The organism is Clostridium sp. BL-8 (assembly GCF_002006495.1).
Classification (GTDB): domain Bacteria; phylum Bacillota; class Clostridia; order Clostridiales; family Clostridiaceae; genus Clostridium.
This window is the reverse complement of record NZ_LZZL01000004.1, coordinates 1-16704: the sequence shown is the minus strand read 5'-3', so window position 1 is coordinate 16704 and position 16704 is coordinate 1. Positions and strand designations below refer to the sequence as shown.

Below are 16704 nucleotides of genomic sequence, written 5' to 3'. Positions count from 1 at the left end.
TGACCGCCTTTCTTAGTAATATCTTACCATATATTAGCGTAAATATTTAATTATTGCTATACCTTCAGCCTAATTTATAACTTTCTCATTTATTCCAGTATCAAATTCGTATACATGTTCATCTGCATATGCACCCACAATATCAACTAAGTGAAGTGGAGATACTTGATTATTATACAACTTCATTAGTATCTGTTTCACTTTATGCCTGTGAATTGATATCATATCTATTCTTTCTCTCTCTAGGTTTACATTTTTTAAGTCAACATAATCTTTTCTTTCAATTTCAATACCGTATGCAGTTATTCCCTTATAATCTTTTTTTATGAGTCTATATGCATATCTAAATTCTACATCACCATCACAATTAATAGATGAATACTCCTCAACTAAATTCATAACCTCTCAACTCCCTAATATAATATTTTTGCCTACAACCTTATACTATCACATAGCATATCAATAAATTGTCAAAGCATGTCCATGTTTTCAATATTTATATATTTTTTATTGACAATAAAACTTCTTCATTTAGCTTTTACAACATATAGATACTTAAAGCCCTTATTTTTTAAATACTATATGTCGAAATCCAATATTTTCTCTTTAAATATTATATGCATATTTTAATGTGCCTTGTATTTATTGTAAAATAAAAAAAGAGCTAACAGCTCTTTTTTTACCTCAAAATCTCTCTCTACTTTACCACAATTGAAATATATCATGGATATCGTTTACATGCTATTATTATAACATATATTCACATAATTACAACACTTTTAAAAAAATTTATTTAATTGGATTGAAAAATTTTTTTCATCTTAAGAACATACAAAATATGTTTCTATGCTTAGAACGCTTAACACAAAAAGAGTATACTATTTACTATAACCTTTATCAATTGAAGTTGTTATCTTTTCATTAAATATACTCTTTATAAAAACCCAACATTTCATTAATGAACTATTTTAGAGAAAATAATTTATTTATACATCTAATTTTTTATTAAATATATATATTTCCAAAATTAAGGCTTATATAAAAAAGTTATCTAAATTCATATCAATTCACCTCAATAACATAATCTAGATAACCTTTTTACTTCTTGTACAAGTCGCTTTATATATTTATTTTTACTAAAATTAATATGTAAATCAACTACTAATCTTCAAAATCTTGTGCTTGAGCTTTTCTATTTTCAAGAAACTTAAAATCCTCTGCTACAACTTCTGCTATATATTTTCTGTTTCCATCTTTATCTTCATAACTACCTGTTCTAAGCCTTCCACTTAATGTTATAAGACTTCCTTTCTTCATATACCTAACAATAACCTCAGCTTTTTTTCCCCAAACTTTGATTGGTATAAAATCGGCTTCTCTAACTCCATCGGGTAATCTAAAATTTCTCTGTACTGCAATAGTAAATTTAGTATAAATTTTATCACCGTTCTCAGTGTGCCTAAGTTCAGGGTCTTTAACTAATCTTCCTAATAATATTATTTTATTCATTTCTTACCTCCTGAATATTTTTCTTCTAAAGTTATATCCAGTTCAATAATTTATATTCACCTAAAATAAAAAAATTTATTTATGATTTTATTACATGTGTTTTATTTTTATTTATAACAAAATTTATTTCTATTCCTAGAATAAATATAATTGATATTAAAAATAACCAAGTCATAAGTATAAATACGGCGCCAAGGCTTCCATAGAATCTTGAATAATTTCCAAAGTTATCAACATAAAAAGAAAATCCTAAGGATACTATAATCCATCCTATAGTACTAAATATGGATCCCGGAATAACTTCTATCCATATAAGTTTTTGGGCTGGTGCAAATATATAGATACCAACAAATATAATTATCATAATAATAAATATAAACGTATATCTAAATATACCCCAAAGAGCCAACGTTATTCTGTAAACCGAATGAAATTTTTCAATGTATTCACTTATTATATTCCCAAAGACCAATATTATTAAAGACAATATCATAGTTAATGCTAGTGCCAATATTCCTGCGATTGAAATAATCGAAAGTTTAATAAAAGATCTATTTTCCTTAAAATCATATGCTTTATTTACACTATTAATTATAGCTTTAAAAGCAGATGATGACGTCCATACCATTAGGAGAATAGATATTCCTAATAATCCAGTATACTCATTATCAAATACTTCCTGTATTGTTGATTGCGTTAAATCTAATATACTTTTGGGCAGCATTACGCTGAGCTGATTTAATACATCACTGGAACTCAAACTACTAAGACCTGCTAATGTCATTAAAAACAATATAAATGGAAAGAATGATAGCATTAGATAATATGCCAATTGAGATGCTAATGCGAATACATCATCTTTTTTTACTTTTTCTATAAGACTCATTAATAAGTTTATTTTATGCTTTAAATTTTTAATCATCATATGTTCCTCTCACCAGTCTTCCCTTAAAATATTTACTTTTATAACACTCAATTTAAAATTACAATACTTATTTTATTCTATTTTTATTAATTCTATGTAATATAGTGATTGTCAGTACTAATGTCAGTCTTATTTGATAAAGCTCTTCAGAATATTCTAAGTTGGGATTAATTCATATAACTAAATGACTCTGCTACATTTCAATTGTTAATTAAAACTTCTATATTTCCTAGTCCCATAAACTTTATCAACTGAGAAAATCATATAGCTTTTTGTATAAAAAAATGACTATCTTCAAAATATAAAGATAGTCATTAAAAAACTTTATTATATATAGTATTAATATATTTAATACTACTTGAACGATTAGTTACTAAACCAATATCCTGAAAAAATTAATAGTCCAAAGCACGCTATATGAAATGTTATCACGACTTGAGCATATTGGAACCATTTTTTCTTTTTATGAGTTTTGTAAAATTTAGATCTTCTTTGATATATATCAGTTGCAACTAATGCTAATCCTTGATATATTCCATATATTATGTAATACCATTTTAGTCCATGCCACATTCCCATAATAAACATTGTTAACATTTGCCCTGCATGAGAAGCAATAAATCTGTTTTTAAATCTTTTTTTTCTCATACTATTTAATACAAATCTTGAATATATATAATCTCCAAACCATTTAGATAATGATATATGCCATCTAGTCCAAAATTCCTTCATATCTTTACTTAAGAAAGGTTTATTGAAATTTTCTGGCATTTTAATTCCTAAAATATAGCTTGTCCCTACAGCAAAAGCTGTATATCCTGCAAAATCAAAAAATAGATACAAACTATACGAGTACATATAATTTATTGAATATTTAAGTATTAATGATCTTGCCTGAATGCCTGCAAGTGATGGAATTTGATTCATCCATAACGAATTAATTAAATTAGCTATAACGAATTTATATACTATACCTATTATTATTCTTTTTACACCAAAACCTAAGTAATCATTTATATACTCGTCTCTAGTTATTTTCTTTTCTAAATCACTTTCAAATCTTCTAGATCTATCTATTGGTCCAGAAGTTAATGTCGTAAAAAATATAAAGAAATATAGTATGTTTAATATACTGACTTCTTTTATGCTTTCATCATATATTTCGATAACCATTTGAATAGCCTTAAAATTCATATATGAAAGTCCTATAAATCCAATGGTCTTTATACTAAATACTCCACTTATTTTTAAAATAATTAGCGGTAGCATCGAACAAAATAGAATAAAATAATATAAATATTTATTGTCTGTTTTTTTTCTTAAAGCAGAATATATCTTAATTAAAGCAATCTCTCCGACCAAGAATAACGGAAACACCTTCCCTATCCCCATTATTGCTAATATCATTAGAATTGATATAAAAATTCCATAATATTTAATATTCTTCTCTAAAATTCCTAAAATAATAGCTGGTATTAATGCAATTGCGAGTATATATAAATAAAAATAATCTCCATATTCAACTAATGTCATTTCAATTCCTCCATAAGTTCATTTCTGCCAATTTCATAACTATATACTAATTTAAATAATTATCGTAGTCATTGTTCTTAGCATTACTTTATGACCATAAACCTCATCGCTAAGCATTTCTTAACTCTATAAACATTAATTAAACTTAAAATTGACTATAAACAAATGGCAAATCTGTTGATGCTTGAAAAATATATACCATTAATATTAAAACTAATGCAATTGTCAGCATTGCAGATCTCTTAAAATCTTTATTATTTATTAAAATATTTATAAATTCCTTCACTTACCCTAAGCCACCCTTCTTCTCCTAAATGCTTTGTATCTACTAAGAAATGTTTTTTATAATCATAGGCTTGTAAATCAAGAACATTAAGATTATTATCTTTTGCGATTTCATTTACTTTTTTATCCCATTCTTCTCTTTTGTCCTTAGTAAGCCCCTGAAAATCATAAAACCATCCATTAACTGGAGGTATAACTATGTAAGGTTTTATATCAAGATCTTTACATACACTTAAGAAGAACTTATAATCATCCATTTCTTTAGATGTCATGAGATTTTCATTTTCAGACTCCCCTTTATGCTTATCAATATTATCTTTTAAAGTCCAATTATAAAGCTTGTCTTCCAAATTAAATTGATTATTCGTAGATACAATCTTTTCATTGTCCTTCTCAACTTTTGCATATTCATCATCCCAATTTATAGTTCTTAATATTGGTCCAGAGTTCTTATTAGGTAACCCCTTAAGTTTCTGGTAAATTAATGCTTTATCTTGAATGCCTAATAAATATTGCTTAACTTCATAATATGGTGAAAGTACAATTTTTTGCATATTGGCAAAAGCGCTTGAATCTAAATAAAGCTTTGCATAATATGCTTCTGGTTGATTTTCTTTAGCTTTTGTTAGAAAATCATATACCCTTTGAGCATAATATCGTTTATTTTCTTCACTTATTTTAGGATTCTTCAAAAAATTGTAAAACTGTACTTCTGAAAAATTTGCTGCATACTGATCTGGCTGTAATCCATCCTCATCTTCAAACCACTGAATGGAGAGTACATAGACAACTTTCTGGTTATCCTCTAGGTCTCCTCCTCCTAAATATGACGCTTCTTGTAAATCTTGAGTAAATGGTCTTCCAAAACAGCTTAAATTATAATTAGCGCCATTAAACGGGAAAAAATCTAATGGATTTTGAGGAACGCTTATCCCAAGTTCGGATGATCCAAGCAAAAACATATTTCCGTTATCAGACAACATTTTTTTATCTAACGAGCTTTTATCCTTTACTGTATCAAATCTTAGTTTTCCAAGAGCACTTACATCTTTTTCTTTGGTTAATACTTGTATTTGTCTATCTAATATTGTATTCATCGTAATTGTAATAAATATTACGATAATTATCGGTATTATTAAGCTTATTATCTTTTTCATTATGCAACAACCTCTTTGTCGTTAAATTACTAATTTGTAAAAGTTAACTTATTGATAAAAATATTCTTCAATAGAGTAAATTACTCTATGTTTATAATATTATTCTATACCTACCAGTGTCAATAAAACATTCATTAATTTATATAGAAATTAGCTTTTTATAAATTTTTTCAAAAATATCAAAGCTTTTATTGTAGTACAAGCAAAAAGATATATTCTTGACAAAAAACTTCACGAATATACCCTTTTACATGTAAATGTACTATTAAAATTTTATTATAATTTATAAATTTTATCTCTATTGTTAACTACATTTTTAGTAGCATTTCTTGTATCATATACAACCTTGGCTCTAGAAACAATCGATTCATAATCATAGCAGCTATGATTTGTTGTTATGATTACAATATCAGCCTCATCAATAACTTCTTTCCAATCTACTGAATTGTAGACTTTACCTTTATATTTAGATGTTGGACAATAAGGATCATTTACCTTTAGATCCGCACCATTCTTTTCTAGTAATTCTATTACTTTAAATGCTGGTGATTCTCTATAATCATCTATATCATTTTTATATGCAACACCCATTAATAAAACTTTAGCTCCATTTAACGCTTTTTTATTCTTGTTTAAAATTTTCATAACATTATCAAGAACAAATTCTGGCATTGAATCATTAATTTCCCCTGATGTTTCAATTAGTCTTGTGTGATAATCATATTCTTTTGCTTTCCATTCTAAATAAAATGGATCAAGTGGAATACAATGTCCTCCAAGACCTGGACCTGGATAAAATGGCATGAACCCATATGGTTTTGTTTTTGCTGCATCAATAACTTCCCATACATCTATTCCCATTCTATTACATAAAATAGCCATTTCATTAGCTAATCCAATATTTATGTTTCTAAAAGTATTTTCTAATATCTTTTCCATTTCTGCTACAGCTGGTGATGATACAGTATGTATATCCCCTTCTAATATATTTCTATATAATGCTGCTGCAACTTCAGTACAATCTTCAGAACATCCTCCAACAACTTTTGGAGTATTTTTAGTGTTGAAATCCTTGTTTCCCGGATCAACTCTTTCTGGTGAGAACGCTAAGAAAAAGTCTTCTCCACATTTCAAGCCACTTTCCTCTAAAATTGGCTTAAGAACTTCTTCTGTTGTTCCTGGGTACGTAGTACTTTCAAGGATTACAAGCATACCTTTATGTAAATATTCTGCAACACTCTTTGTTGAAGAAACAACATATGATAAATCTGGCTGCTTATATAAATCTAATGGTGTAGGAACACAGATACAAATAGTGTCTACATCTTTAACAAAACTAAAATCTGTAGTCGCTTGTAAAGTCTCTGCTTCTACTAACTTCTTTAGAGTTTCATCTACTACATCACCTATATAATTTTTTCCTTCATTAACCATTTGTACTTTTTGTTCTTGAACATCAAAACCAATAGTTTGATATCCTGCATTAGCTTTTTCTACCGCTAATGGCAATCCAACATATCCAAGTCCAACGACACCAACCTTTGCAGTTCTATTGTTTATCTTGTCTAATAATTGTTGTTTTAACATTGACATCTTATACCTCCACAATTTTCAGTTAACAGTTTATGCCCTTATGGTATCCTGCAAGCAATATACAGTTAACAGTTAATGATAAAATTCTTAAAGAATTTCTTTATATTTTTAATCCTAATATTCACTTCTATCTATTAGTCATTTATACATTCTACTTTTTCATCATTCTTATTATAATTCTTTCCACAAGCTTTGCAAGTTGCATGTTCATCCTTAAATTCAAGTCTTTCTCCACACTCGCACACATATCCTAATATATTTGCTGGATTTCCTACAACTAGCGCATAATCTGGTATATGTTTAGTAACTACTGCTCCAGCTCCTACTAGTGCAAATCTGCCTATATTATGTCCACATACAATCGTAACATTTGCTCCAATAGATGCACCTTTTCCAATTACAGTTTCCCTATATTCACTTTTTCTTTCTATAAAGCTTCTTGGATTTACTACATTGGTAAATACACATGATGGTCCTAAGAATACATCATCTTCACAAATAACACCTGTATAAACAGACACATTATTTTGTATTTTTACACCATTTCCAATTTTTACGCCTGGTGATATTACAACATTTTGGCCTATGTTACACTTCTCCCCAATTTCACAATTGCTCATTACGTGAGAAAAATGCCATATCTTTGTTCCATCTCCTATTTTCACATTATCATCTACATAGCTTGACTCATGTACAAAATAATTATCGCTCATAATATTAGTCTCCACATATTCATATTTATTCTATAAGTATCAAAATAAAATCTTACTCTACAAATTCTACGCTTTTATGCTTTCAATAATATAATCTACCTCAGTTTCTGTTAACTCTGGATAAACTGGTATTGCAAAAGTTCTATGAGATAAGTATTCAGCAACCGGCATATCGCCTTCTTTATATCCCAGATCCTTATATACCTTTTGTAAATGCAATGGAACTGGATAATAAACTCCAGTTGCAACTCCTTTTTCTTTAAGCTTTGTAAGCATAGTTTCCCTATCCTCACATTGAAGAACATATTGGTGATATATAGGGTCATTTTCTTTATCCACAACTGGTGTTACTACATTTGAATTTTTTAGTTTTTCATCATATATTTTAGCTATTTTTCTTCTTCCTTCATTCCATTTATCTAAATGTGGCAATTTAACCCTTAGAATTGCTGCCTGAATAGCATCTAATCTAGAATTGAAGCCAATTAAATAGTTATAATATTTTAAAGGATTATATACAGTATCATCGCCATCCTTAGAAGTTTCTATTTCTTCTTTTATATTATTCAAGAAGTTAAAAGCTTTTTGTCCATTTTCTCCACTTCCATGGGTTCTTAAGGCTCTTGCTACTATAGCTATATTATCATCATTTGTAACTATCATACCACCATCTCCGGCACATGATAAATTTTTAGTTGGGAAAAATGAGAAACATGCTGCATCGCCTAAAGTTCCTATCATCTTTCCTTTATATTTAGATCCCACTGCTTGAGCCGCATCTTCTATAACTTTTAAATTATGTTTCTTTGCTATTTCATTTATTTCATCCATTCTAGCACTTTGCCCAAAAATATGGACAGGTATAATGGCTTTTGTTTTCTTAGTGATCTTTTCTTCTATCTTAGCTGGATCTATATTAAATGTTTCTTTTTCCACATCAACAAAAACTGGAGTCGCACCAACTGCTGAAATAGACTCTGCTGAAGCAAAATATGTAAATGTAGAAGTTATTACTTCATCTCCGCTTCCTATCCCCAAAGATTTTAATGCAATAACTAATGCATCTGTTCCATTTCCTACTGATATTGCATGCTTAACACCTATATATTCTGCAAATTCCTTTTCAAATTCTACTACGTTCTTACCCATAATATAATTTGCAGAAGAAAGTACTTCTTTAGTTACTCTATCTAAATCTTCAGAAACAGATTTATATTGAGCTTTTAAATCAATTAATGGAATATTCATTTTCCTCGCTCCTTAATTTTACGAAAATATGTTATTTTTATAATAATTCTTCTTATTTATTGAAGAGTTATACATTTATCATTTTAACTCAACTAAACTTAGCAAATATTCAAATTTTATCCAAAACGTCTTTCATTCCAAAAAACTAACATGAATATTTTAACATACTTATTTTCAATTAACAACGTACTCTTGATAAGTTAAGAATTATAAGTTAAAAGTTATGAGTTAATGTTGAAATCTCTTTCGGAGATTTCTTAAATTATGTTTTTTGAAAAGCCAGCAGCTTTTCTTCCTCAACTCATAACTCATAACTTGCCAATGGGGTACCACTCACTAGGCAGTAATACTTTATAATTGTTGCTTACATATCTGTCATCAATAAGCAAAACTCTGCCTTTATCATTTTCTGTTCTTATTACTCTCCCTGCGGCTTGTTGTACTTTATTTATTCCTGGGAATATGTATGCATACTCATATCCACGTTCTCTATAAAATTCTTTTATAACTTCATTTTTCATATCTATCATTGGATAGCCTACACCTATTATAACGCTTCCTATTAGTTGCTCTCCTGGCAAATCTATACCTTCTGAGAACATACCTCCAAGTACGCAAAACATCAGCAAGTTATTCTTTATTTTAAACTCATTTAAAAATTCACTCTTCTCTTCCTCACTCATGTTTTTCTTCTGCTTTACAAATTCGAAGCCTTCAATAGGAGATTTGCCTATTTCCTCATATAATAATTCCATATATGCATATGATGGTGAGAAAATTATGTAATTTCCCAGCTTATCTTTCACAAAATCTAAAATCTTATCTTTAACCAATTTCAATGTTCTTTGTCTATGCGAATATCTAATATTAATTGGGCTAACATAAACTTTTAAATTTTCTTTATTAAAAGGCGATGGAAGTTTTATTCTATAAGTTTCATCAGTACCTCCAAGCATTTCAATATAATATTTTAGTGGTGTTAGTGTCGCTGAAAAGAATATTACTGAATTACATCGTTTTAAATATTCTTTTAAGTTTTTAGCTGGATTTATACAATATAATGTTAACATAAGTTCTTGTGCTTCTTTTTCCATGCAAGTCCTGTAATTTTCGTCATATAACTGCATTGTAGAAACGAAAGCATTTATGTCAAAGTATAACTGCAATATTTCTTCATATCCTTCAAATTTGTTTCCTCTTACTAAAATTTCTTCACTCTCTCTTAGATATAATTGTAAGTGCTTACTTAGTTCACTTGGTAAGCCTTCCTCACAAAGCCATGTTACTTCTTTATCTTCACACTCATTTCTTAATTCAACAAAATAATCGTTGATTTTTCTTAATATAGCATGTAATTTATTAAGTTTGCCTTTAGTTAACTTTTTGCACTTTAATATTTCATTCTTACATAAAGATGCAGAATACATGTTTCTTGACCTATCTATTAAATTATGCGCTTCATCAACTAGGGCTATATTCCCTTTGCTTTCTAGCACACGTGTTAATGATACCCTCGGATCAAAAATATAATTGTAATCTCCAATAATTCCATCGCAATAAAGGCTTAAGTCTAAAGATAACTCAAAAGGACACACTTCATATCTTTCAGCATATTCCTGCAATATTTCCCTGGAAATTCTTTCTTCATTCTCTAAAATATAAAATATTACTTCTTTCACCTTACCATAATAGTTCTTTGCATATTTACATTTCTCTGGATTGCAATCAAAGTTATCATTGCTGCATATTTTTTCTTTAGCAGTAATTACTATGCTCTTAAACTTCAAGCCCTTTGTCCTCAATCTTTCAAACGTTTCCTCTGCAACCTGCCTATTTATGGTCTTAGCTGTTAGATATATAATCCGCTCACCAATCTCCTCTCCTAAAGCCTTTACTGCCGGAAATATCGTTGATATTGTTTTTCCTATACCAGTTGGTGCCTGCGCAAATAGAATTTCTTTTTCCTTAATCGTCTGATATGCTATATTTATTAGTTTTCTTTGTCCTTCTCTATACTTATCAAAAGGAAAACTAAGAGTTCTTATAGACTCATTTCTTCTATTTTTTTGTTGATAAATCAAACTAACAAATTTCTCATATTCCTCTAATACTGCTTCTATAAACTTCTCTAATTCTTCTATAGTAAATTGTTTTTCAAAACTTTTAACTTCACTTGTTTCAAGCTGCACGTACGATAACCTTACATAAGTATTTTGAATATTATTTTGTTTACAATAAATTAAAGCATATACTTTTGCCTGCGCCCAGTGTACTTCATTCAAATCATCTATATATGCAAAGTTTTTATAGGTTGATTTAATTTCCTCAATTATTATTCTATCATCCTGTATTATAATACCATCTGCTCGTCCTTCAATATTTATTAAACTCTTTTTTGTTTCAAAGACATAACTTAAATATACTTCTTTTTCATAATTTTTATAAATACTCAAATTATCATCTTGAAGTTTTTGATGTGCCTTTGTACCTTCCACCGCTCTGGCACTTCCCGAAAATCTATTATCTATGTCACCACTCTTAAGACAGAACTCAACTAGATTTCTTACAGATTCCTTTATTATAACCTTATCCATCTCTATTCTCCTCTGTAATAACTTCTAACACTATTTCGAATAATATAAGTTAACTTTTAGTTCTTTACCTTACACGTAAAACACTTACTTAATTTGCATTATAACTATTTAAGCATCAAATTAAGTAAGTGTTCTTAACATATTTATATATTTATTTTACTATTCTGTTTCATATTCATTAACTATTTTTTGAACTAACTTTTTAATAACGCTTGCTTGAGCGATTAGTGAAAGAACTAATAAAAAAATTTTTATTCTCTCTTCATCATCTTCTTTTAAATCGAAATTTTTAATTATTTCTTCTATTTTTTTCTCATGGTTTAATGAAGTTAAAAAGTAATCATCAAAACTTTCTTTTTGTATTTGTGTAAACGTCTTGTAAGCATCTTCCCATGATAATATATCATCATTTCTATCATTAATTTCATTGAAAGCAAGTCTAAAAACCTTTTTTATTTCTTCTGTAGTTAAGAGTGGTCTCATATAACCTAGTAATACTAACTGAACTAAATGCATTTTAGTATATCCCCGTTTTTTACCATCCTCTGGTTTTGTTATAACTTCGCTTTTAGTATAATTTTGAACTATGTTATTAGTAAACCTTTCATCCACAAATTTATCATTCAAATAATCTATTACTTGGGATAAAAACAAATCATATTTAGGAAGCTCTTCATATGAAACCGAACTATTTTTTGACATTTCCTCCGCTAACTCTTTTATATAATTAGAATCAAATTTTTTTCCCATTTTATACACCTATACTTTCCAATTTTAAATATATATAGATTATATAGTAATTATGAACTCGTTACAAGTTACTTCAAACAGCGTTTTACTAATTTATTTTTCCTAAATATATATTTTCCCAAATTATTATAATTATGTGATTAATGAAATCCAAAGTAGAATAGTAATAAAAAAATATCTAATTTATGTAATTGCTCGACATTATCACTTATATTCTCCGCGTTTCTGCAAAATAGTTAATATACTGATTTTATTCTTTTTTTTGTAAAATAATTTTAGCATATTATAGACAATTTGCTTACTTTACACATTAATATTTTTCAATTGTTGTTATAAGTTGGATTTATTGATTTATTTTTTAAAATCCCCACTATAATTTAGCAAATAAATTTTCTTGACTTTTCTAAAATATGGTAGTATATTTTATATAAGATGTTTATTAAGGTTGAAATTTGTAATTTCTTATAAATAAAGAGAAATATCCATTGACTTTATATTACATACTTGGTAATATATCATAGTAGAATGTCGAATCATGGAATTAGGAGGAGTTTTGTATGAAATCAACAGGTGTAGTTAGACGAGTAGATGAGTTAGGAAGAATAGTTATTCCTATAGAACTTAGAAGAACTTTAGATATTGCTGAAAAAGATGCATTAGAAATTTATGTAGACGGTGAGCAAATAATCTTAAAGAAATATGAACCAGCTTGTATTTTCTGTGGAGATGCAAGAGATGTAATTAACTACAAAGGTAAAAACATTTGTACTAAATGTTTAGATGAAATTAAAAATAATAGATAATATTTTTATTTAATAAGTTTACCTATTGTAAAATAATAAATAAATTGTATATTTATTTTTAAAGAGACTATCTCAATAATTTTGAGATAGTCTTTCTTCTACATAAATATTTATTCTAACTTTATTAATTCTTCCTTCAAACATCTAAATTTAGTAATCTACTATTATATATTAGTCGAAAACTTATATACTTCATTCTTTGGCATATCTCTTTCTTTAGCCACAAGCTTTATTGCTGATTTTTTATCCATTCCTTCATCTATGTGTTTTCTTATATGGTCTTCAATTGATAAACTTATCCATGCTTCTCTTTGTTCTTCCTTTATTTCCTCAAGTTTTTTTCCTTCAATTACAAGCACAAATTCTCCTCTAGGCTTATTTTCTATAAAATACTCAATCGCCTGGTTTATAGTACCTCTAAATATTTCCTGATATATTTTTGTTAACTCTCTGCATACTGCAATCTTTCTATTTCCAAATGCTTCATTTAAAAATGTTAACGTATCTAACAATCTATGAGGCGCCTCATAAAATATAATTGTCTCTTGGCTTTGCAAAAGCTCTTCTGCCACTACCTTTCGATCTTTATTTTCTCTAGGTAAAAAGCCTCTAAATAGGAATTTAGTTGTATCTAAACCTGAATAAACTAACGCTGTAGTTATTGCTGTTGCTCCTGGAAGTACTTCAAAATCAATCATTTTTTCTATACATCTTTCAACAATAACGCTTCCCGGATCTGATATTCCTGGTGTTCCCGCATCTGAAACCAATGCTACATTTTTACCTTCCATAAGCAATTCTATAATTTTATCACTTTTTATCTGTTCATTAAATTTATGATAACTAATTAAAGGCTTTTTAATTTCAAAATGATTTAATAATTTTAATGTTTGTCTTGTATCTTCCGCCGCAATAAAATCAGCTTCTTGTAAAGTTTCTAATGCTCGTAATGTAATATCTTTTAAATTTCCAATTGGAGTTGGCACTAAATATAATTTTCCATTGCTCATATCATATCCTCCAGTATATTGAATCAATTTCCTTAGTATATTTTCCATTATCATCATAGACATATAATGGAGCTTCCCATTTCAAATATGCTCCTCCATCTCTTTGTCCCTCGACTAAAACAATATTAGGTGCTTTTCCCATTTTAGGATGAATCATTTTTATCCTCTTAGGTTCTATCTTGTATTTCCTCATTAAAGTAAAAATGTCTGCTAAACGCTCAGGCCTATGTATCATGAAAAGCCTGCCATTATCTTTTAATAAAGTTCTCGCTGCATGAATCACATCTTCTAAATTGCATAATATTTCATGTCTGGCTATTGCCAGCTTATCATTTGGATTAATTATACCTGAATTATTCAATTTATATGGTGGATTTACTGTAACTACATCAAACTTTTCAAGTTTCTTCAAAAAATCTACATTTTTTAAATCTTCATTTATAAAGCAAATTTTTTCATCTAAAGAATTTAGTTTCACACTTCTCTTAGCCATTTCAACCATATCTTCCTGTATTTCCAACCCATATATACTCTTAGGCTCATACTTTCCATATATTAAAAATGGTATTATTCCTGTTCCTGTACATAGATCAATTACCCTATGCTTATTTTTTACACAGGCAAAATCAGATAATAATACAGCATCTATGCCAAATTTAAATCCATCCTTCTTTTGAATCAAATTTAATCCTTTAAGTTGTAAATCATCTACTGTCTCATCTTCTTTTATATATTCTAATTTGTTATCCATTTATTTTTCCTCTGACTTCTTCATGTGAATTTTACTTATACTCTTATAAATTTATTAATATTTCTATAAAATTATAGATCTTATATACATTCCACATTATAACATCGCAAATCAAATAAAAAAAGTCCTTCTGTATTTAAACAGAAGGACTATCTCTTGAAATCAGATGTTAACAACTAATTTCTTATGTTAACTAGTTTAAAATTCTTCTTGCTGCATAAAAACTATATACTGGTGCTACTTTGACTACATCACCTGTTTGTGGCGCATTAATCATTTGGCCGTTTCCAACATATATTCCAACATGACCTGGATGTGTAAATACTAAATCTCCCGGTTGAAGCTGATCTTGACTAACAGCTTGTCCTTGATTTATTTGTGAATAAGTTGTCCTCGATATATCAATGCCTGCAGCATTTTCATATACATATTGAGTAAATCCTGAACAATCGAAACTATTTGCACCAGTTGCTCCCCACACATATGGTTTTCCTAATTGTGCATATGCTTCATTTAAAATAGCTTGAGCATTTCCAGCTGATGGCACAGCCACTCTTCCACCTCTACTTGCTGTAGAAGTAGCAGATTTTACTTCAGCTGCTTTTTTAGTTGATACCGCAGCTTTGGCTTTCTCTATTTTATCATTTATTTCAGAAGTAACAATTTCACTCTTAATTTGATTATCTCTAATATTTCTTAATTGATCAATCGCTGATTGAAGATCTGATGCTGAACTATTAGAATTATCTATAACATCAAACTGAGTCTTTACAGTGTCTCTTTCTAATTGTGATAAATATTGCGCATCAAACTTACTTTTTTCATCTTTAGCTTGAGCTGATAATGTTTCCTCTTCTTTTTTCTTTCCATCCAATTCATCTAAATTAGTCTGTATTTCTTTGTTAAGCTTATCAATTTCAGCTTTTTTATCTTCTAAGGATTGAATTTTATCATTTAATTCCTGTTTTTTACTTGTAACATCTTCTATTGCAGCTTTATCTTTACCTAATATCTTGCTTACAGCTTCTGCTCTTGAAAAGAAATCACTTGTTGATTCTGACTCAAGAATAAAATTTAAATAACTAAATTCTAAATCTCCTGATGTATACATTGCTTTAACTCTTTGACCCAAAGCTAAATCTAATGTATTAATATCTTTCTTACATTGTTCAATATCTTTTGTAGTATTATCAATAGTATTATTTATACTTGTTATTTCTTTTTTATTTTTATCTACTGTTACTTGTAGCGGTTCTATCTGCGTATCTAAATCGTAAATCTTATTTTCAATATCTGTTATTTTACTTTGAATATCTGCATATTTTTGTCTCGAATCACTTAATTGTTGATTATCTGGCGTCGCAAACGCAGGTATAGAGCTACCTATAACGATTACTGTCGCTAACGTAATAGCTAGAATTCTGCTCTTCATTCATTATCGGTCTTCAAACCTTCCCTCCTCCATCAATCTATATTCTCAAACAATTATAACACTTTCATTAAAGATGGACAATTCTTATATTTGGCGAGAATTTAGTTTATCCTAGTAATATCTGTATATTGTCCGTATTCCCCTCTTTTTCTAGCTCATTCTTTATCTTTCTCAATCTTTAAATTTTTCATAAACTAGATTAACTTGTAATTTTTATATTATAATTCTTAAGTTGTAACTATATGTATTAATTTTATAAATACTTGTTTTACTATGAATATCAAAATCCTTGACATAAAACTCACTTGAATATATAATTATAAATGGCTACGGGGTGTGGCGCAGCTGGGAGCGCGCGTGGTTTGGGACCATGAGGTCGCAGGTTCAATCCCTGTCACCCC

General features: G+C 28.5%; 14 protein-coding genes. 1 reads left to right on the top strand and 13 read right to left on the bottom strand.

All coding sequences use genetic code 11. The features are described 5' to 3' along the window. Positions 1 to 69: 69 nt before the first annotated feature. The 10 genes from CLOBL_RS01490 to CLOBL_RS01445 all read right to left on the bottom strand — a co-directional run bounded on the left by CLOBL_RS01490 (position 70) and on the right by CLOBL_RS01445 (position 12307). The gene (locus CLOBL_RS01490) at positions 70 to 399 is read right to left on the bottom strand and encodes a DUF6514 family protein (RefSeq protein ID WP_009172943.1); all 330 of its coding nucleotides are present in this window, start codon (positions 397 to 399) and stop codon (positions 70 to 72) included. Between the two features lie 762 nt (positions 400 to 1161). Beyond that, positions 1162 to 1509 carry a single-stranded DNA-binding protein gene (locus tag CLOBL_RS01485; protein ID WP_077857375.1) on the bottom strand — a complete coding sequence of 116 codons (348 nt, stop codon included), beginning with the start codon at positions 1507 to 1509 and terminating at the stop codon, positions 1162 to 1164. 79 nt (positions 1510 to 1588) lie between these two features. Then, entirely contained in the window at positions 1589 to 2434 is an 846-nt protein-coding gene (locus CLOBL_RS01480; RefSeq protein ID WP_077857374.1) for a YihY/virulence factor BrkB family protein, read from the bottom strand. Positions 2435 to 2800: 366 nt separating this feature from the next. Beyond that, the gene (gene dltB, locus CLOBL_RS01475; RefSeq protein WP_077857373.1) at positions 2801 to 3967 is read right to left on the bottom strand and encodes a D-alanyl-lipoteichoic acid biosynthesis protein DltB; all 1167 of its coding nucleotides are present in this window, start codon (positions 3965 to 3967) and stop codon (positions 2801 to 2803) included. A 254-nt stretch (positions 3968 to 4221) separates the two neighbouring features. Beyond that, positions 4222 to 5409: a D-alanyl-lipoteichoic acid biosynthesis protein DltD gene (gene dltD / locus CLOBL_RS01470; protein ID WP_077857372.1), complete on the bottom strand. Its 1188-nt coding sequence runs from the start codon at positions 5407 to 5409 to the stop codon at positions 4222 to 4224. Between the two features lie 276 nt (positions 5410 to 5685). Further along, positions 5686 to 7002: a nucleotide sugar dehydrogenase gene (locus CLOBL_RS01465; RefSeq protein WP_077857371.1), complete on the bottom strand. Its 1317-nt coding sequence runs from the start codon at positions 7000 to 7002 to the stop codon at positions 5686 to 5688. 134 nt (positions 7003 to 7136) lie between these two features. Further along, the gene (locus tag CLOBL_RS01460) at positions 7137 to 7715 is read right to left on the bottom strand and encodes an acyltransferase (RefSeq protein WP_077857370.1); all 579 of its coding nucleotides are present in this window, start codon (positions 7713 to 7715) and stop codon (positions 7137 to 7139) included. A gap of 66 nt (positions 7716 to 7781) precedes the next feature. Continuing rightward, positions 7782 to 8963 (bottom strand): DegT/DnrJ/EryC1/StrS family aminotransferase, encoded by a 1182-nt coding sequence (locus CLOBL_RS01455; protein ID WP_009172951.1) that lies wholly within the window; start codon positions 8961 to 8963, stop codon positions 7782 to 7784. A 308-nt stretch (positions 8964 to 9271) separates the two neighbouring features. Then, the gene (locus CLOBL_RS01450) at positions 9272 to 11557 is read right to left on the bottom strand and encodes an ATP-dependent DNA helicase (RefSeq protein ID WP_077857369.1); all 2286 of its coding nucleotides are present in this window, start codon (positions 11555 to 11557) and stop codon (positions 9272 to 9274) included. Between the two features lie 159 nt (positions 11558 to 11716). Beyond that, a complete protein-coding gene (locus tag CLOBL_RS01445; RefSeq protein ID WP_009172953.1) occupies positions 11717 to 12307 on the bottom strand; it encodes a DUF1836 domain-containing protein in 591 nt (196 codons plus the stop codon). A 557-nt stretch (positions 12308 to 12864) separates the two neighbouring features. Between CLOBL_RS01445 and CLOBL_RS01440 the strand changes: the two genes are divergently transcribed. After that, on the top strand, positions 12865 to 13110 hold the full coding sequence (locus CLOBL_RS01440; protein WP_009172954.1) for an AbrB/MazE/SpoVT family DNA-binding domain-containing protein: 246 nt from the start codon (positions 12865 to 12867) through the stop codon (positions 13108 to 13110). Positions 13111 to 13274: 164 nt separating this feature from the next. On the opposite strand, the gene rsmI is transcribed toward CLOBL_RS01440, so the two are convergent. The 3 genes from rsmI to CLOBL_RS01425 all read right to left on the bottom strand — a co-directional run bounded on the left by rsmI (position 13275) and on the right by CLOBL_RS01425 (position 16303). Next, positions 13275 to 14120 (bottom strand): 16S rRNA (cytidine(1402)-2'-O)-methyltransferase, encoded by an 846-nt coding sequence (rsmI, locus tag CLOBL_RS01435; protein ID WP_077857368.1) that lies wholly within the window; start codon positions 14118 to 14120, stop codon positions 13275 to 13277. A 1-nt stretch (position 14121) separates the two neighbouring features. Further along, positions 14122 to 14871 carry a tRNA1(Val) (adenine(37)-N6)-methyltransferase gene (locus tag CLOBL_RS01430; protein ID WP_077857367.1) on the bottom strand — a complete coding sequence of 250 codons (750 nt, stop codon included), beginning with the start codon at positions 14869 to 14871 and terminating at the stop codon, positions 14122 to 14124. Between the two features lie 193 nt (positions 14872 to 15064). Further along, complete coding sequence (locus CLOBL_RS01425) at positions 15065 to 16303, bottom strand: C40 family peptidase (RefSeq protein WP_077857366.1); 1239 nt, start codon at positions 16301 to 16303, stop codon at positions 15065 to 15067. Positions 16304 to 16704 lie beyond the last annotated feature (401 nt).

What these genes read in the sequence shown, in the direction of transcription:
- rsmI (WP_077857368.1), bottom strand. Translation starts at nt 14,120, where the DNA reads ATGAGCAATGGAAAATTATATTTAGTGCCAACTCCAATTGGAAATTTA.
- CLOBL_RS01430 (WP_077857367.1), bottom strand. Translation starts at nt 14,871, where the DNA reads ATGGATAACAAATTAGAATATATAAAAGAAGATGAGACAGTAGATGAT.
- dltB (WP_077857373.1), bottom strand. Translation starts at nt 3,967, where the DNA reads ATGACATTAGTTGAATATGGAGATTATTTTTATTTATATATACTCGCA.
- CLOBL_RS01440 (WP_009172954.1), top strand. Translation starts at nt 12,865, where the DNA reads ATGAAATCAACAGGTGTAGTTAGACGAGTAGATGAGTTAGGAAGAATA.
- CLOBL_RS01480 (WP_077857374.1), bottom strand. Translation starts at nt 2,434, where the DNA reads ATGATGATTAAAAATTTAAAGCATAAAATAAACTTATTAATGAGTCTT.
- dltD (WP_077857372.1), bottom strand. Translation starts at nt 5,409, where the DNA reads ATGAAAAAGATAATAAGCTTAATAATACCGATAATTATCGTAATATTT.
- CLOBL_RS01485 (WP_077857375.1), bottom strand. Translation starts at nt 1,509, where the DNA reads ATGAATAAAATAATATTATTAGGAAGATTAGTTAAAGACCCTGAACTT.
- CLOBL_RS01455 (WP_009172951.1), bottom strand. Translation starts at nt 8,963, where the DNA reads ATGAATATTCCATTAATTGATTTAAAAGCTCAATATAAATCTGTTTCT.
- CLOBL_RS01445 (WP_009172953.1), bottom strand. Translation starts at nt 12,307, where the DNA reads ATGGGAAAAAAATTTGATTCTAATTATATAAAAGAGTTAGCGGAGGAA.
- CLOBL_RS01425 (WP_077857366.1), bottom strand. Translation starts at nt 16,303, where the DNA reads ATGAAGAGCAGAATTCTAGCTATTACGTTAGCGACAGTAATCGTTATA.
- CLOBL_RS01460 (WP_077857370.1), bottom strand. Translation starts at nt 7,715, where the DNA reads ATGAGCGATAATTATTTTGTACATGAGTCAAGCTATGTAGATGATAAT.
- CLOBL_RS01465 (WP_077857371.1), bottom strand. Translation starts at nt 7,002, where the DNA reads ATGTCAATGTTAAAACAACAATTATTAGACAAGATAAACAATAGAACT.
- CLOBL_RS01490 (WP_009172943.1), bottom strand. Translation starts at nt 399, where the DNA reads ATGAATTTAGTTGAGGAGTATTCATCTATTAATTGTGATGGTGATGTA.
- CLOBL_RS01450 (WP_077857369.1), bottom strand. Translation starts at nt 11,557, where the DNA reads ATGGATAAGGTTATAATAAAGGAATCTGTAAGAAATCTAGTTGAGTTC.